This is a genomic window from Pseudomonas sp. YNh (assembly GCF_037993085.1).
In the GTDB taxonomy this organism is placed as follows: domain Bacteria; phylum Pseudomonadota; class Gammaproteobacteria; order Pseudomonadales; family Pseudomonadaceae; genus Aquipseudomonas; species Aquipseudomonas putida.
Map to the genome: position 1 here is coordinate 13,636 of NZ_JBBMRJ010000002.1, position 14,012 is coordinate 27,647.

The 14,012-nt window shown below is 62.5% G+C and carries 12 protein-coding genes; 6 read left to right on the top strand and 6 right to left on the bottom strand.

The window, feature by feature from the left end; genetic code table 11:
• Positions 1-40 precede the first annotated feature (40 nt).
• Positions 41-877: a DUF6515 family protein gene (locus WF331_RS02055; protein WP_016501779.1), complete on the bottom strand. Its 837-nt coding sequence runs from the start codon at positions 875-877 to the stop codon at positions 41-43.
• 396 nt (positions 878-1,273) lie between these two features.
• Here WF331_RS02055 and WF331_RS02060 point away from each other — a divergent pair, with 396 nt between their 5' ends.
• Both WF331_RS02060 and WF331_RS02065 read left to right on the top strand, forming a co-directional pair.
• Positions 1,274-1,750: an Lrp/AsnC family transcriptional regulator gene (locus WF331_RS02060; protein ID WP_016501780.1), complete on the top strand. Its 477-nt coding sequence runs from the start codon at positions 1,274-1,276 to the stop codon at positions 1,748-1,750.
• Positions 1,751-1,804: 54 nt separating this feature from the next.
• Entirely contained in the window at positions 1,805-2,008 is a 204-nt protein-coding gene (locus WF331_RS02065; protein WP_003249787.1) for a DUF2788 domain-containing protein, read from the top strand.
• Positions 2,009-2,122: 114 nt separating this feature from the next.
• On the opposite strand, the gene WF331_RS02070 is transcribed toward WF331_RS02065, so the two are convergent.
• The 3 genes from WF331_RS02070 to WF331_RS02080 form a co-directional block, all read right to left on the bottom strand.
• Entirely contained in the window at positions 2,123-2,755 is a 633-nt protein-coding gene (locus WF331_RS02070; RefSeq protein ID WP_084966609.1) for a pseudouridine synthase, read from the bottom strand.
• Positions 2,756-2,761: 6 nt separating this feature from the next.
• Positions 2,762-4,276: an AMP nucleosidase gene (gene amn, locus WF331_RS02075; RefSeq protein ID WP_217436105.1), complete on the bottom strand. Its 1,515-nt coding sequence runs from the start codon at positions 4,274-4,276 to the stop codon at positions 2,762-2,764.
• A 134-nt stretch (positions 4,277-4,410) separates the two neighbouring features.
• Positions 4,411-6,063, bottom strand: coding sequence for an acyl-CoA dehydrogenase family protein (locus WF331_RS02080; RefSeq protein ID WP_016501783.1), 1,653 nt, complete (start codon positions 6,061-6,063; stop codon positions 4,411-4,413).
• A gap of 272 nt (positions 6,064-6,335) precedes the next feature.
• On the opposite strand from WF331_RS02080, the gene WF331_RS02085 reads away from it, so the two are divergent.
• The gene (locus WF331_RS02085; protein WP_041168144.1) at positions 6,336-7,736 is read left to right on the top strand and encodes a PAAR domain-containing protein; all 1,401 of its coding nucleotides are present in this window, start codon (positions 6,336-6,338) and stop codon (positions 7,734-7,736) included.
• A gap of 495 nt (positions 7,737-8,231) precedes the next feature.
• Here WF331_RS02085 and WF331_RS02090 read toward each other — a convergent pair whose 3' ends face one another.
• Positions 8,232-8,492 carry a DUF3077 domain-containing protein gene (locus WF331_RS02090; RefSeq protein WP_340622621.1) on the bottom strand — a complete coding sequence of 87 codons (261 nt, stop codon included), beginning with the start codon at positions 8,490-8,492 and terminating at the stop codon, positions 8,232-8,234.
• A gap of 456 nt (positions 8,493-8,948) precedes the next feature.
• Complete coding sequence (locus WF331_RS02095) at positions 8,949-10,937, bottom strand: sensor histidine kinase (RefSeq protein WP_016501786.1); 1,989 nt, start codon at positions 10,935-10,937, stop codon at positions 8,949-8,951.
• Positions 10,938-11,202: 265 nt separating this feature from the next.
• On the opposite strand from WF331_RS02095, the gene WF331_RS02100 reads away from it, so the two are divergent.
• Genes WF331_RS02100 through hemL form a run of 3 tightly spaced genes read left to right on the top strand, consistent with a single transcriptional unit; the run spans position 11,203 to position 13,938 of the window.
• A complete protein-coding gene (locus WF331_RS02100; RefSeq protein WP_016501787.1) occupies positions 11,203-12,000 on the top strand; it encodes a hydroxymethylpyrimidine/phosphomethylpyrimidine kinase in 798 nt (265 codons plus the stop codon).
• A 13-nt stretch (positions 12,001-12,013) separates the two neighbouring features.
• Positions 12,014-12,637, top strand: coding sequence for a thiamine phosphate synthase (thiE, locus tag WF331_RS02105; RefSeq protein ID WP_016501788.1), 624 nt, complete (start codon positions 12,014-12,016; stop codon positions 12,635-12,637).
• 17 nt (positions 12,638-12,654) lie between these two features.
• Positions 12,655-13,938 carry a glutamate-1-semialdehyde 2,1-aminomutase gene (gene hemL / locus WF331_RS02110; protein WP_016501789.1) on the top strand — a complete coding sequence of 428 codons (1,284 nt, stop codon included), beginning with the start codon at positions 12,655-12,657 and terminating at the stop codon, positions 13,936-13,938.
• Positions 13,939-14,012: the final 74 nt, after the last annotated feature.

Sequence of the window (14,012 nt, forward strand, 5' to 3'; positions counted from 1 at the left end):
GCTTGCTGACGACAGGGCCGGGACCGACAGCACATCTGGCTTAGTTGATGCTGTAACCCCGGCCACTGAAGCAGGCACCCAGCGCCCGGCGATAGGTGTCGAGCACATTGGCCGCCGGTGCGTAGGTCGCCGTCGCCGGGTCGAACCCCGACTGGCTCACCGCCCAGCGATGGCACTGGTAGCGGTCCTGCTCCTGCTGCTGTTGCCCCTGCCCGTTCATCGGGTAAGCCACCACGTCATACCCGCCGTTTGCCGGTGCCACCGGTACAGGCGCAGGGGCGCCGACGGGCGGGTTGACCACCACGTATTCCTGGCTGTCAGCCAGGTACTGGTAATAGGTGTCGGCCACCAGGAAGAACATCGCCCCACCCAGCCAGACCTCCTGCGCATAGGGCGGCAGGTAATTGACCCGCACGCCGTAAGGCGGGGTCACGACGATGTAACTGCCACCATGGGGGCGATACCAGTAGCCACCGGAGTAGAAGTAGTCCGCCCCCCGGTAGGGCACTTTCCAGTAGCGGTCGGGGAAATGATCGACAGTGTGACCCGGTCGATACTGCGGCCCAGGCCCCCAACCATTGCCGTGGCCATCCGGGCGCCCCTGCCAGTCGCCACCGGGGCGTTGCCCCGGGCCGCCAGCCTCCCATTGATGGTTATCGCCGTGGCGCCGGGGGATGTCCTGATAGTAACCCTGCCTTGGCGGCTGGGTCTGGCGCACTTCGTCGCGCGAGTTCAGCGAGCGGCCGGGCGTACCTTCTGCCTGCCCCTGTTGGCCACGTTCGCCATGCCCCTCACCCGGCCCTTCGGCCAAGGCCCCCAGGCTGATGCTCAAACCCAGCAAAACAACACCTGCCAACTGCCAGATGCGCGACTTCATGGTGTTCCTCACGGTAGAAAATACGGCAACTAGAGCCAGTCTACCGTGACGGCACCACAGGCCAATTAAATTTCCAGACAGAAAAAAGGGAGGCCACAGGGCCTCCCTTCTGAAATTGTCGTCCGTGCTCGGCACTTGTGGCGCCGGCTCACCTCACACCGTCTTCTGGAAGGTGTGTAGCCCGGGGGCCGAGTGCATCCTGTTGGATGGCTGGCCGCGACCGCCCGCCTAGGGCGCGTCGCCGTGGACTGATGTCCGGGCAGTGATTCTGTTGATAAAGATACCGGACAGGTTGCGGCAGAGGATTGCGAAGATTGCTCAGATAAATAGCACTTGCGCAATTTTTCACCCTGGATTGATAATTCGCCGCAATACGAACAGAAAAGGGCAAATGCCATGAGCAAACTTGACCGCTACGACCTGAGCATCCTCGCCGAATTGCAGCGCGATGCGCGCATTTCCAACCAGGAACTGGCCGAACGCATAGGCCTGTCGCCTTCGCCATGCTCGCGTCGGGTCAAGCAACTGGAGGACGACGGCTACATCTCGCGCCAGGTGGCGCTGCTCGACCGCAAAAAGCTGGGCCTGAGCCTCACCGCCTACGTGCTTATCGGCATGGACCGCCATACCCCGGAGCGCTTCGAAACCTTCGAGGCGGCCATCCGTATCCTGCCGCAGGTGCTTGAATGCAGCCTGGTCACCGGGATGGATGCCGACTACCAGCTCAAAGTGGTGGTGCCGGACATGGACCATTACCAGAAACTGCTTCTAGGCAGCCTGACCCGTATCGAAGGCGTCACCAGCGTGCGTTCAAGCTTCGTGCTCAACCAGGTGTTGGCCAGCACCGAGCTGCCATTGACCCACCTGCGTTAAATGCCCACGGTAGCCGGCGTATAATCGGCTGCTCAGCCTGCCTGGAGAACACAGATGGATCCCGCCGTATTCGAAGAGTGGATGATGATAATCCTGGTCACCGTATTGATCGGTTTCATGGGTTTCATCGTCTGGGACCTGGCGAAAAAGTCCAAGGCAGGCAAGTTCGGGACGTTGATCCTGTTCTTCGTGCTGGGGCTGGGGGTGCTGGCCTTTATCATCAAGAGCGTGGTGGTGGGGTTTCTCGAAGGCGTATAAAAATTTCAGGGCCCATTCGCGGGCACGCCCGCTCCCACAGATTTGGCGTTGCCTTCGAGTACTGCGCCGTCCCTGTGGGAGCGGGCGTGCCCGCGAACAGGCTCATGACCTGAACTAAAGCTTGGCAGGGACTTCGCGCCAGCAACCCTGCTCCAGCCCATCCAGCGCCCAACCCCCTATCCGCACCCGCACCAAACGCAAGGTCGGCAGCCCCACTGCCGCCGTCATCCGCCGTACCTGCCGGTTACGCCCCTCGCGAATCACCAGTTCCAGCCAGCTGGTCGGCACGCTCTTGCGAAAGCGTACCGGCGGGTTGCGTGGCCACAGGTCGGGTTCTTCCAGGCGCCGCGCCTCGGCCGGCAAAGTCGGCCCATCGTTCAGCTCCACGCCATCACGCAAGCGCTGCAATTGCTCGTCGCTCGGTTCCCCTTCCACCTGCACCCAGTAAGTCTTGGCCAGCTTGTGCTTGGGGTCGGCAATACGCGCCTGCAGCCCGCCATCGTTGGTCAGCAACAGCAGGCCTTCACTGTCGCGGTCCAAGCGCCCGGCCGGGTAAACGCCCGCGATGTCGATGAAGTCCTTGAGGGTCGCGCGCCCTTCGCCGTCGCTGAACTGGGTCAGCACGTCGAACGGTTTGTTGAACAGGATCAGGCGCGGCTCGGCCGGCGGCGCCTTGGGCTGGCGACGCGGGCCGGCGGCAGGCCGCGCCTGGGGGCGGCGCGGCTTGTTACGGGGTGGCAGTGACATGGATCCTCAGCGGAACGGCGGCTCATCGAAGCTGCGCAGTTTACGCGAGTGCAGCGAGTTGAGCTCGGTGCGCAACAGGTCGAGGGCGGCAATGCCGATCTTCAGGTGCTGGCTGACCGCCCGGTTGTAGAAGGCGTTGGCCGAACCCGGCAGCTTGATCTCGCTGTGCAGCGGCTTGTCGGACACACACAGCAAGGTGCCGTACGGCACGCGCAAACGGTAACCCTGAGCAGCAATAGTGCCGCTTTCCATGTCCACGGCCACGGCACGCGACAGGTTGATCAACGGCCGTTCCTGGGCCCATCGCAGCTCCCAGTTACGGTCGTCGTAGGTCAGCACGGTGCCGGTGCGCAGGCGTTTCTTCAGCTGTTCGCCACGTTCGCCGGTAACCTGCGCAGCCGCTTCCTGCAAGGCCAGTTGCACTTCGGCCAGGGCTGGAATGGGGATGTTCGGCGGCACCACCCGGTCGAGAATGCCGTCACGGCGCATGTAGGCGTGGGCCAGCACGTAGTCGCCGATGGTTTGCGACTGCCGCAAGCCGCCGCAGTGGCCGATCATCAGCCAGCAGTGCGGGCGCAGCACGGCCAGGTGGTCGGTGATGTTCTTGGCGTTGGAAGGGCCGACACCAATGTTGACCAAGGTCACGCCGTCGCCGTCGGCGGCGATCAGATGGTAGGCCGGCATCTGGTAGCGGTGCCAGATCACGCTGGCGACCAGGGCCTGGGTTTCACCGTGATCCATGGCTTTTTCGATCACCACGTTGCCTGGCAGCACCATGCGCACGAAGCGCGGGTCGTCGCGAAGTTGCTCCAGACCGTGGCTGATGAACTGGTCGACATAACGGTGGTAGTTGGTCAGCAGGATCCACGGCTGCACATGGCGCCAGTCGCTGCCGGTGTAGTGCACCAGGCGGCGCAGCGAAAAGTCGACGCGCGCGGCGTCGAACAGCGCCAGTGGGAAAATTTCGGCACGGTCCCAGTCGTACAGGCCATCGGCGATGTTGTCAGTGGCGGCCGACAGGTCGGTGCTAGGGAACACCCGCGCCAGCTGCGCGGCGGTAATGCCGCTGCCGGCCAGTTCGTCGCCCTGGTCGACTACGTAAGGGTATGGAATGTTCTGCTCGCTGATGCCTACCTCTACCGTGACGGTGTAGTCGTGCATCAGGGGGCGCAACTGCTCCAGCAAGTAGCCACGGAACGCAGCGGGCTGGGTGACGGTGACGCTGTAGGTGCCGGCCACCTGCACCTTGGCATAGGCCCGCGTGGTGGCGGCGACCTCACCGTGGCTGTAGTAGGTCAGGCGCAGCGCCGGGTAGCGGAACAGGTCGCGCTCATCGGCGCCCGGCTCGGTACGGTCCTTCAGGTAACGCTTGAGGGCCTGGCTAAGGGCCCCGGTGGCCTGTTCATGCAGGGCCGCCAGACGGTCGACGGCCTGTTCGGGGGTATCAACGACTACAAAAGCGTGGCTCACACTGTGCTTCCTGTCTGGACATGCATGTGAACCATCTTGCCTGCGTTTCATGGCAATTACATCCCCGGCGGTCAGTACCGGCCTCAACGCCGGCAAGCCAGCTCCCACAAGTCCTCCACCGGTATCGAACATTGCGCATTACCTGTGGGAGCTGGCTTGCCGGCGATAGGGCCTTCAAACACACCTCAACTCGGCCAGGCAGGTGTTGCCCTGACCACCAATGCCTGCACATCCACACCCCGTGGCAGCGCCCCATACGCCCGTCCACCACCCGCCAGGCGGCTACCGATAAACGCATCGCTGACCACCGCGTTGCCCGCCTCCAGCAACAGCTTGGCCTGAAGCGCCAGGGCGATATCCTCGGTCAGCTGCCGCGCGCGGTACTGTATGTCGCCGGTGTCGGCAAATGCCCCCTTGAGGTTGCCGATATGCGCCGCCAGCCGCGGATCCCCATGCCCGTCGCCCAATTCGGCGAACAGCGCATCGAGCACGCCCGGCTCCTTGGACAAGGCCCGCAGCACATCCAGGCACTGTACGTTGCCAGAGCCTTCCCAGGTCGAATTGACCGGTGCCTCGCGGTACAGACGTGGCAGGATGCTGTCTTCGACATAACCCGCACCGCCCAGGCATTCGGCGGCCTCGTTGATCATGGCCGGCGCCCGTTTGCAGATCCAGTACTTGCCAACCGCCGTGACCAGCCGGGCGAAATGCGCCTGCTGCGGGTCGTCGGGTTGCTCCAGCGCCTGCCCCATACGCAGGCTCAGGGCCAGTGCCGCCTCGCTTTCCAGGGCAAGGTCGGCCAGCACGTTCTGCATCAGCGGCTGCTCATTGAGCAACCGGCCGCCGACCTTGCGGTGCGCGCAGTGGTGGGCCGCCTGGGTCAGCGCCTGGCGCATCAGGGCGCTGGAGCCGACCATGCAGTCGAAACGGGTCATGGCGACCATCTCGATGATGGTCGGCACACCCCGCCCTTCCTCCCCAATCATCCATGCCAGCGCACCACGGAACTCCACCTCGCTGGAGGCGTTGGAGCTGTTGCCCAGCTTGTTCTTCAGGCGCTGGATATAGAACTGGTTGCGGTTGTCGTCCGGGCGATGGCGCGGCAGCAGGAAGCAGCTCAGGCCTTTTTCGGTTTGCGCCAGCGTGAGGAAGGCATCGCACATGGGTGCCGAGCAGAACCACTTGTGCCCGACCAGCTCATACGGCTGGCCTGGACCAGGTGCCCCTACCGGGTAGGCCCGCGTGGTATTGGCGCGCACATCGGTGCCGCCCTGCTTCTCGGTCATGGCCATGCCCAGGGTGACCCCGGCCTTGTGCCGGTCGCCGACGTTGCGCGGGTCATACTCGCAGGCAAGGATTTTCGGCAGCCAGTACTCGGCCAGCTCGGGCTGAAGGCGCAGCGCCGGCACGGCAGCGAAGGTCATGGTCAGCGGGCAGCCAGTACCGGCTTCGGCCTGGCTGTGCATGTAAGTCATCGACGCGCGTGCCACATGGGCGCCAGCGCGGGGTTCGGCCCATGGCAAAGAAGGCAGGCCGTGTTCGACGGCGGTACGCATCAGCTCGTGGTAGGCCGGGTGGAACTCGACCAGGTCGATGCGATGGCCATAGCGGTCGTGGCTGATGAACTCCGGCTTGTGCGCGTTGGCCAGGAAACCTGCCTGCATCAGCGGGCCGCCCGCCAGGGCGCCGTAGGCATCTATCCGCGACTCGGCCCAGCCCGCGCCGAAACGCCGTGACCATTCCTGCAAAGGCAGGTCGAGGCGGTACAGGTTGGCACCGTCGAGAGGCGGCGGCTGGTTGGTGACTTCGTGGGTTTCAGCGTACTGGTGCAGGTTCATCGGGGGGCTCCTGGATCCGGGTAGGCTTGAGAGACCCAGTGAAGCACTGCTTGCGGGGGAGTCAAAGGGGCATTAATGACTAAACGTGTGGTGGGGGCGGCGCATGCCTTGGGAGGCATCAGGGCTGACAGGCGGTGCCACCCTGGAAGGTTTGTAGTCCAATTCTCTATCCCCTGTAGGTCCTTTCCTAAAGCCTCCCTGCCCCGAAAATACCCGTCTAGAGGCTGCTAGGTTCCTGGCTTTCATCCTCAAAAAAGAGGCAAGCCATGAGCATGCGCATGAACATCTTTGGCCGATACCAGGGCCTTGAGGGCGACCAAACCACCACAGGCGCTATCTGCATTGCCAGCCGGGCCAGGGGCCGCGTGCATGGCCGCAACTGGCTGCTTCAAGGCGACCCGACCACACCCTGCCCGCTCTGTGGACAAGCGGGCACCATCATCGAGGGCGAATCCCGCTGGCGGCAGGACGACATACCCACTGCTCTGGATGGAGCGCTGGTGCAATGCGGGTGCCCATCGGGCAGCAATCGCCTGGTTGCAAGTGGACACGCCCCTGCGGCGTCGCGCAGGGCGCCTGCACCTGAGCCTGTTCATGAGGCACCACCACAGGCCCAAGCGAGTAACCAAGTAAGCAGCAGCTATCAACCTCGGGCACATCAGCCCTCAAAAACAGCGCAGGGCATGGAGCCTGGCTTCTACATTGTTCCGCGCTGCGTGACGTATCAGGAAGTCTTGGCAGAACTCGGCGCGCCGCAGGCCAACCTGCCTAGCTCGATTCTGGAACGACTGAACCCGACCTATCAGCGAGGGTTCAAGGCAGGTGAGATCTTTGTTATCGGCGACGGTTTGCGGCGGCCGGTGTGCACGCGTGAAGAACTGACTGCAATGAGTGCGGCGAAGCAGGCGCGGGAAGCGTTGGCGAGCCTGACGCCAGAAGAGGCCGAGTTCATGATGCGCCATCAGGCCGAGATTGCCGGTTTGCTCAGCGATGTGAGCCTGGCGATGGGGGTAAGTGAGGCGATGGTTGGCAGGTCGCTGGATGAACTCAGCGAGATACTAAGAAAAATTGAAGACCTGCATAAAGATCAATTCATCAAGCATGGGCATCTTAGGCACCCTGAGTTCTTTGCGGAACGCCAAAAACTGTTCACACAACTAAGTGCAAACTTAAAAGCAACCGTTTTAAACAAACGCCTCAACCTTGGAAATTATGAAAACCTCCGCAGGGATTTAGGTATATCATCAAGAAGCTTAGTACACCACTGGAGTAAAGCAGGGGCTCCGAGCCACATCCCTGGTTATTCGACACATCTAAAGAAACTGGCCAAGATGGCTAAATACCTTAAAGCTGGAGGATCTGTTGCCATTACTGTTGGCGGCGCTAGTTCGGCGGTAAAAATCTCCGAAGTTTGCCAAGCAGGCAATGTTAAATCCTGCCAAAAGATCAAAGTCACTGAGGCAGGAAATTTTTCTGGTGGACTAGCTGGGGGCTGGCTAGGCGGCAAAATAGGAAGCAAAGCCGCCACGAAGGTTTGCTGGAAAGCCGGAGCCAATGGATTGGTGTGCGGAGTAGTGATTACTGGCGCAGGAGCATTGGCCGGAAGCCTCCTAGGCATGGGAAGTGGCGAAAAATTAGGCGAGGTCATTTTTGAGGCCATTCAAGATGATTGATCATCTGGACATCAAATTACGGCTACTCATATTGGCCTCACCATTCTGCCTGGGCCTTCTATCACTCGCAATAGATATTCAAATAGCCTGCTCTCGCCAATATGCAAGCATGACCAAATCACTCTCCCGGAGCAAATGCCTTTCCTATTCCGTAGCTCTCTGGGGTGAAGAACATATACGCTCGAGACTTTTGGTGATTTTCATGATCACTGGCACCATTACATTCCCTAAGTCCAGCATCCGCAGAGGCATACTGGATGCTCGAGACTACGATCAACTACCCAGAAACTTGAGAGCGAAATTGGTTATCGCATCCTGGGCAAACACCATTGGATTCACCTGGCTGACCATCAACTACTTTTTGATATAGCCGCCTTGCTTGAGGACTCATCGCGGGGCACCGATTCCCACAGTGATACCGCATCTTTCAATCTATGCACAATTCCTGTGGGAGCGGGTTCACCCGCGAAAGGGCCGGTACAGCCAATACAAAAGTCAGCGCATCAAGCCCAGCTCGGCATCATCCAGCAGCGCCTTGGCCATGGCTGCGAAGTAATGCGGTGCCCACATCATTTGCTGGTCGCCATCCATCAAACCGGTCAGCGACAAGTCCCGTGCATAGCCCATCAACTCGGAGGCCTGCTCGCGGGCGCTGCGGCAGGGGATGCCTTCGGCTATGCGGAACAGCGGATGGGTTTGGCCTTCGCCTTGGTAGAAATAGGTTACGCCTGGGGTGGTTTTGGTTTCGTCGGTCATCGATTGGGCACCATATCGTTATGTGCCACCCGTCAGTTTCCACACATTGGGGTGACAGCTGCACACGGAGTGGAAATCCAGGCATATGGCAAACCCGGTAGGCGAAAGCCTCCCGCGTACAGCTGTCATGACAACAAGCACCATATGTACTGCCAGGTTTCCACACCCGATCGCTGAACCGTCAGCGACAGGCAAAGCCTAGAGGGCGGGATTTGCAGGAACAATCAGACGCGTGTCGACAGAGGTTGTAGGGTATTTCGCAGGAGGGTGGAGTTACCAGCCCCGAGCCGTAGGAAGAGTCTGAAATCATCGTAGCCAATGAATCTCTTGGGGCCGCTTTGCGGCCCTTCGCAGGCACGCCCGCTCCCACTGGTTTTGTGCTCAGCCCAAGCTGTGCGCGATCCTTGTGGGAGCGGGCGAGCCCGCGAAGGGCTGCAAAGCAGCCCCAATAAAAACCTACAGCGAACGCCTCGTCTGTTGGATATTCGGAGTCATCTGCACCTGCGAAATCGCCACGTTCAAACTCAACTCGAACCGACTCCCCAACCCGCGCGTCGATTCATGCGCCAACCTGGCCCCCAGCAACTCCCCCATCTGCCGGCAGATCGACAAACCAATCCCCAGGCCGCCATACCGCCGGGTCATCGAACCGTCGACCTGGAAGAACCGCTGGTACAGGGTCGACTGCTCCAGGTCATCGAAGCCGATACCGCTATCACTGACGGTAAAGGTCAAGGCCAGGTCGCCCGGCCCCAACCGGCGGCCGCGCACCTGGATCATTACTCCGCCCTGATGGGTGAACTTCAAACCGTTGTCCACCAGGCAGCCCAGGCACTGGGCCAGCTTCTTCCCGTCACCCAGCAGCCCGTCCGGCAGGTCGGCCGGTATGTCCAGGCTGAGGTACAAGCCTTTGCGCAGGGACTGCCCTGCGTAACCAGCGCGCAAGCCATGCAGCAGCGCGCGCAGGCTGAACGGCGCCGGCTGCGCGCGCAGGCGGCCTGCCTGCAGCTCGGACAGGGTAAGAATGGCGTCGACCATGTCCATCATGCCTTGCGCCGACCCCACCGCCGTGCGGTGGTACTGGGCCATTTCGGCTTCCATCGGCAGGGTGTGCATCAGCTCCAGCGAGCCGATCACGCCATTCATCGGGGTGCGCAGCTCATGGGTCACGCTGGCCAGAAACTCGTCCTTCAGGCGGTTGCTCCTGGCAAGTTGCAGGTTCAGCTGCTCCAACGTGCGCCCTGTCTCGCGCAAGGTCTGCGCCTGTTGCTCACGCAGGCTGTTGATACGGTCGGCCAGCGCCAGCGACAGCAATGCTACCTCCAGCGCCGAACCGAGCTGGCTGGCATACATGGTGATGAACACATTTGGCAGGTGGCCCAGCACCATCAGGGTGTTGACCAGCCCGCCAAGCAGGAACGCCGTCCAGGCGATGATGAACCAGCGCGCCACGCGCAAGCCACGCCACCAGGCGTACAAGCCGGCGCTGAAGATGCTCACGGTGAACAGCAACGCCAGTAGCGTGGCCATGCGCAGGGCAATGCCGTAGGGCATGCTCACCGCCATTACCATGACCAGCGCGCCGCCCAGCATCAATAGCTGCAGCAGCCGGTCGAAACCACGGCTGATGTTGCCCAGTTGCAGGAAGTGCCGGGCGAACTGGCAGCCGAACAGGCCCGCCGCACCGATGAACAGCGGCGTCGAGGCGTTCGCCCACCAGGGGCTGTCCGGCCAGAAGTAGGCCACGCCTGCACCGTTCACCGATACCTGGTAGAAACCGAACGAGGCGATATAGAGGATGTAGTAGAGGTAGCTGACGTCGCGCACGCTGAGGTAGATGAACAGGTTGTACACCAGCATCACCAGTAACACGCCGTAGATGATCCCCAGCACATACAGGCGCGTGGGCTGCTCTTCCAGGTAGGCTTCAGGGGACCACAGCGCCAGCGGCGCTTGTACCGAACCCTGGCTGTGCAGCCGCAGGTAGGCGGTGGTCACCTTGCCAGGGGGCAACTGCAACTTGAACAGGTAGTTGTTCTGCCGTATCTGCCGGCTGTCGTAGGGCAAGGCATCGCCGGTGCGCTGCGCCAGGCGGTATACGCCGCTACCGTCAGGCAAGTACAGCTCGAGGTGGTCCAGCGGCGGATAGGCCAGCTCCAGCAGCCACTGCCGCGGGGCAGCGCCGGGCGGGGCAACGGGGCGCAGCTCGACCTTGAGCCAGAACACCGAGGTGGAGTAACCGGCGTTCAGCACGTCTTCATGGTGGGGGCGGAAGAATTTGGCAAACCCGGGGGCACTGACCTGGGCGATGCTGGCACTGCCATCGAGGTCTTCGTAAACCTGCATGGCCTTGCCCAATGGAAGATGCCGGGTAGCGTCGTCGAAATCGACCGCTCCGGCCAGCACGGGCAGCAAGCCCAGAAGCACAATCAGCAAATAGCGCATACAGCCCCAGCATGGCCTGTCCGGTCGCGTCGCGGTAGCCTCCCATCCGTTTGAGACGACGTGATCCAGCAGAACCCGTTTGTCGAGTTATCCGAGCACTCTAGCATAGCTTCGCAACCTGGCAATCGGCCATATCAAAAACCAAAGAAAAGGCTCTAAATCAATACTTTCAGAAGATCAGACAATTAGAATCTGACCGATCGATCAGTAAAACTCGTTTGTCGGACGATCCGCCCAAACAGGTTTGGTGGTAAGCTCGCCGACCATGAATACCTACAGCTCCCGCCCCGTTGTCCTCTGTCTCTCCGGCCACGACCCCAGTGGCGGCGCCGGCCTGCAGGCAGATATCGAAGCCCTGATCGCCCAAGGCTGTCACGCTGCACCCGCAGTGACCGCCCTGACCGTGCAGGATACCGTCAACGTTTCCGACTTCCGCGTGCTCGACCGCGAGTGGGTACTGGCCCAGGCCAATGCCGTGCTGGCCGACTCCACGGTGGCCGCCGTCAAGCTGGGCATGCTCGGTTCGATCGAGATGGTCGACACCGTCGCCGAACTGCTGGCCGCCCACCCGCACCTGCCGCTGGTCTGCGACCCGGTGCTGCGTGCCGGCGGCGGTGGCCGCCTGGGCAAGGACGAAGTGGGCTACGCCCTGCGCGAACGCCTGCTGCCGCTGGCGACCATCGCCACGCCGAACCTGCCTGAAGCCCGCATCCTCGCCGAACTGCCCGAAGGCACCGCCGACGAATGTGCCGAAAAGCTGCTGCCGTTCTGTAGACACCTGCTGATTACCGGCGGTCACGGCGACGAAGACGAAATTCACAACCGCCTGTACACCCAGGACGGCCAGCTCCACACCTGGACCTGCCACCGCCTGCCGGGCAGCTACCATGGCTCGGGCTGCACCCTGGCCAGCGCCCTGGCTGGCCGCCTGGCCCTCGGCGAGCAGCTGGAAAGCGCCGTGCGCAGCGCCCTGGACTACACCTGGCGCACCCTGCGTGACGCCGAGCAGCTGGGCAGGGGCCAGTACGTGCCGCGCCGCCTGCCCCTGGACTTCTGTTCCTGATACGAGGCTTTCAATGAAGCTACGCGGTCTGTATGCAATCACCGACAGCCAGCTGCTCGCCGGCCGGTTCCTGTCCCATGTCGAGGCGGCACTGGAAGGCGGCGTGTGCCTGCTGCAGTACCGCGACAAAAGTGACGACGCGGCGCGCCGCCTGCGTGAAGCAGAAGGGCTGATGAAGCTCTGCGAGCGCTACGGCACCCAGCTGCTGATCAACGACGACGCCGAACTGGCCGCACGCCTGGGCGTCGGTGTACACCTGGGCCAGACCGACGGCCCGCTAACCCCGGCCCGCGCCCTGCTCGGCCGCCGGGCGATCATCGGTTCCACCTGCCACGCCAGCCTCGACCTGGCCGCCCAGGCCGCCAGCGAAGGCGCCAGCTACGTCGCCTTTGGCCGCTTCTTCAATTCCGTTACCAAGCCGGGCGCGCCCGCCGCCAACGTCGAACTGCTGGAGCAGGCGCGTGCCCAGGTGAAACTGCCGATTGCCGTGATCGGCGGCATCACCCTCGACAACGCCGCCCCGCTGGTCGCCCACGGCGCCGACCTGCTGGCGGTGATCCATGGCCTGTTCGGTGCCGACAGCGCGCAGGAAGTTACCCGCCGCGCCCGCGCCTTCAATGCCTTGTTCGCATCCTGATTTCGAGAGAGCCTTTCATGTCCCGTTCCGAAGACCTGTTCGCCAAAGCCCAGAAGCACATCCCCGGCGGCGTCAACTCGCCAGTGCGCGCTTTCAAAAGCGTGGGCGGCACGCCGCTGTTCTTCAAGCATGCCGAAGGCGCCTACGTCGTTGACGAAGACGACAAGCGCTATGTCGACTACGTCGGCTCCTGGGGCCCGATGATCCTCGGCCACGGCCACCCGGACGTACTGGACTCGGTACGCAAGCAGCTGGAGCACGGCCTGTCCTACGGCGCACCGACCGCCATGGAAACCGATATGGCCGACCTGGTCTGCTCGCTGGTGCCGTCCATGGAAATGGTGCGCATGGTCAGCTCGGGCACCGAAGCCACCATGAGCGCCATCCGCCTGGCCCGTGGCTACACCGGCCGTGACGCCATCATCAAGTTCGAAGGCTGCTACCACGGCCACTCCGACAGCCTGCTGGTAAAAGCCGGTTCCGGCCTGCTGACCCAGGGCGTGCCAAGCTCGGCCGGCGTGCCGGCAGACTTCGCCAAGCACACCCTGACCCTGCCGTTCAACGACATCGCCGCGGTCGAGAAAACCCTGGCAGACGTCGGCCAGACCGTGGCCTGCATCATCGTCGAGCCCGTAGCCGGCAACATGAACTGCGTCCCACCGGCGCCGGGCTTCCTTGAAGGCCTGCGCGAGCAGTGCGACAAACACGGCGTGGTGCTGATCTTCGACGAAGTGATGACCGGCTTCCGCGTCTCGCTGGGCGGCGCCCAGGGCCACTACGGCATCAAGCCGGACCTGTCCACCTTCGGCAAGATCGTCGGTGGCGGCATGCCGGTCGGTTGCTTCGGCGGCAAGCGCGAAATCATGGGCTGCATCGCCCCGCTCGGCCCGGTTTACCAGGCCGGCACCCTGTCGGGCAACCCGCTGGCCATGGCCGCTGGCCTGACCACCCTGAAGCTGATCAGCCGCCCGGGCTTCCACGCCGAGCTGACCGACTACACAAGCCGCATGCTCGATGGCCTGCAGCAACGTGCCGATGCCGCTGGCATACCGTTCGTCACCACCCAGGCCGGTGCCATGTTCGGCCTGTACTTCAGCGGCGCCGACGACATCGTCACCTTCGAAGACGTGATGAGCAGCGATGCCGAACGCTTCAAGCGCTTCTTCCACCTGATGCTGGAAGGCGGCGTGTACCTGGCACCGAGCGCGTTCGAGGCCGGCTTCACCTCCATCGCCCACGGCGACAAGGAGCTGCAGATCACCCTGGACGCGGCTGAGAAGGCCTTTGCCGCCCTGAAATAAGCAGCTACTCCCCTTTGTGGGAGCGGCCTTGTGTCGCGATAGGGCCGCAAAGCGGCCCCGGCAATCGATGCATT

Coding starts and splice junctions, on each gene's coding strand:
- WF331_RS02055 (WP_016501779.1), bottom strand. CDS start 877: ATGAAGTCGCGCATCTGGCAGTTGGCAGGTGTTGTTTTGCTGGGTTTG.
- WF331_RS02060 (WP_016501780.1), top strand. CDS start 1,274: ATGAGCAAACTTGACCGCTACGACCTGAGCATCCTCGCCGAATTGCAG.
- WF331_RS02065 (WP_003249787.1), top strand. CDS start 1,805: ATGGATCCCGCCGTATTCGAAGAGTGGATGATGATAATCCTGGTCACC.
- WF331_RS02070 (WP_084966609.1), bottom strand. CDS start 2,755: ATGTCACTGCCACCCCGTAACAAGCCGCGCCGCCCCCAGGCGCGGCCT.
- amn (WP_217436105.1), bottom strand. CDS start 4,276: ATGAAACGCAGGCAAGATGGTTCACATGCATGTCCAGACAGGAAGCAC.
- WF331_RS02080 (WP_016501783.1), bottom strand. CDS start 6,063: ATGAACCTGCACCAGTACGCTGAAACCCACGAAGTCACCAACCAGCCG.
- WF331_RS02085 (WP_041168144.1), top strand. CDS start 6,336: ATGCGCATGAACATCTTTGGCCGATACCAGGGCCTTGAGGGCGACCAA.
- WF331_RS02090 (WP_340622621.1), bottom strand. CDS start 8,492: ATGACCGACGAAACCAAAACCACCCCAGGCGTAACCTATTTCTACCAA.
- WF331_RS02095 (WP_016501786.1), bottom strand. CDS start 10,937: ATGCGCTATTTGCTGATTGTGCTTCTGGGCTTGCTGCCCGTGCTGGCC.
- WF331_RS02100 (WP_016501787.1), top strand. CDS start 11,203: ATGAATACCTACAGCTCCCGCCCCGTTGTCCTCTGTCTCTCCGGCCAC.
- thiE (WP_016501788.1), top strand. CDS start 12,014: ATGAAGCTACGCGGTCTGTATGCAATCACCGACAGCCAGCTGCTCGCC.
- hemL (WP_016501789.1), top strand. CDS start 12,655: ATGTCCCGTTCCGAAGACCTGTTCGCCAAAGCCCAGAAGCACATCCCC.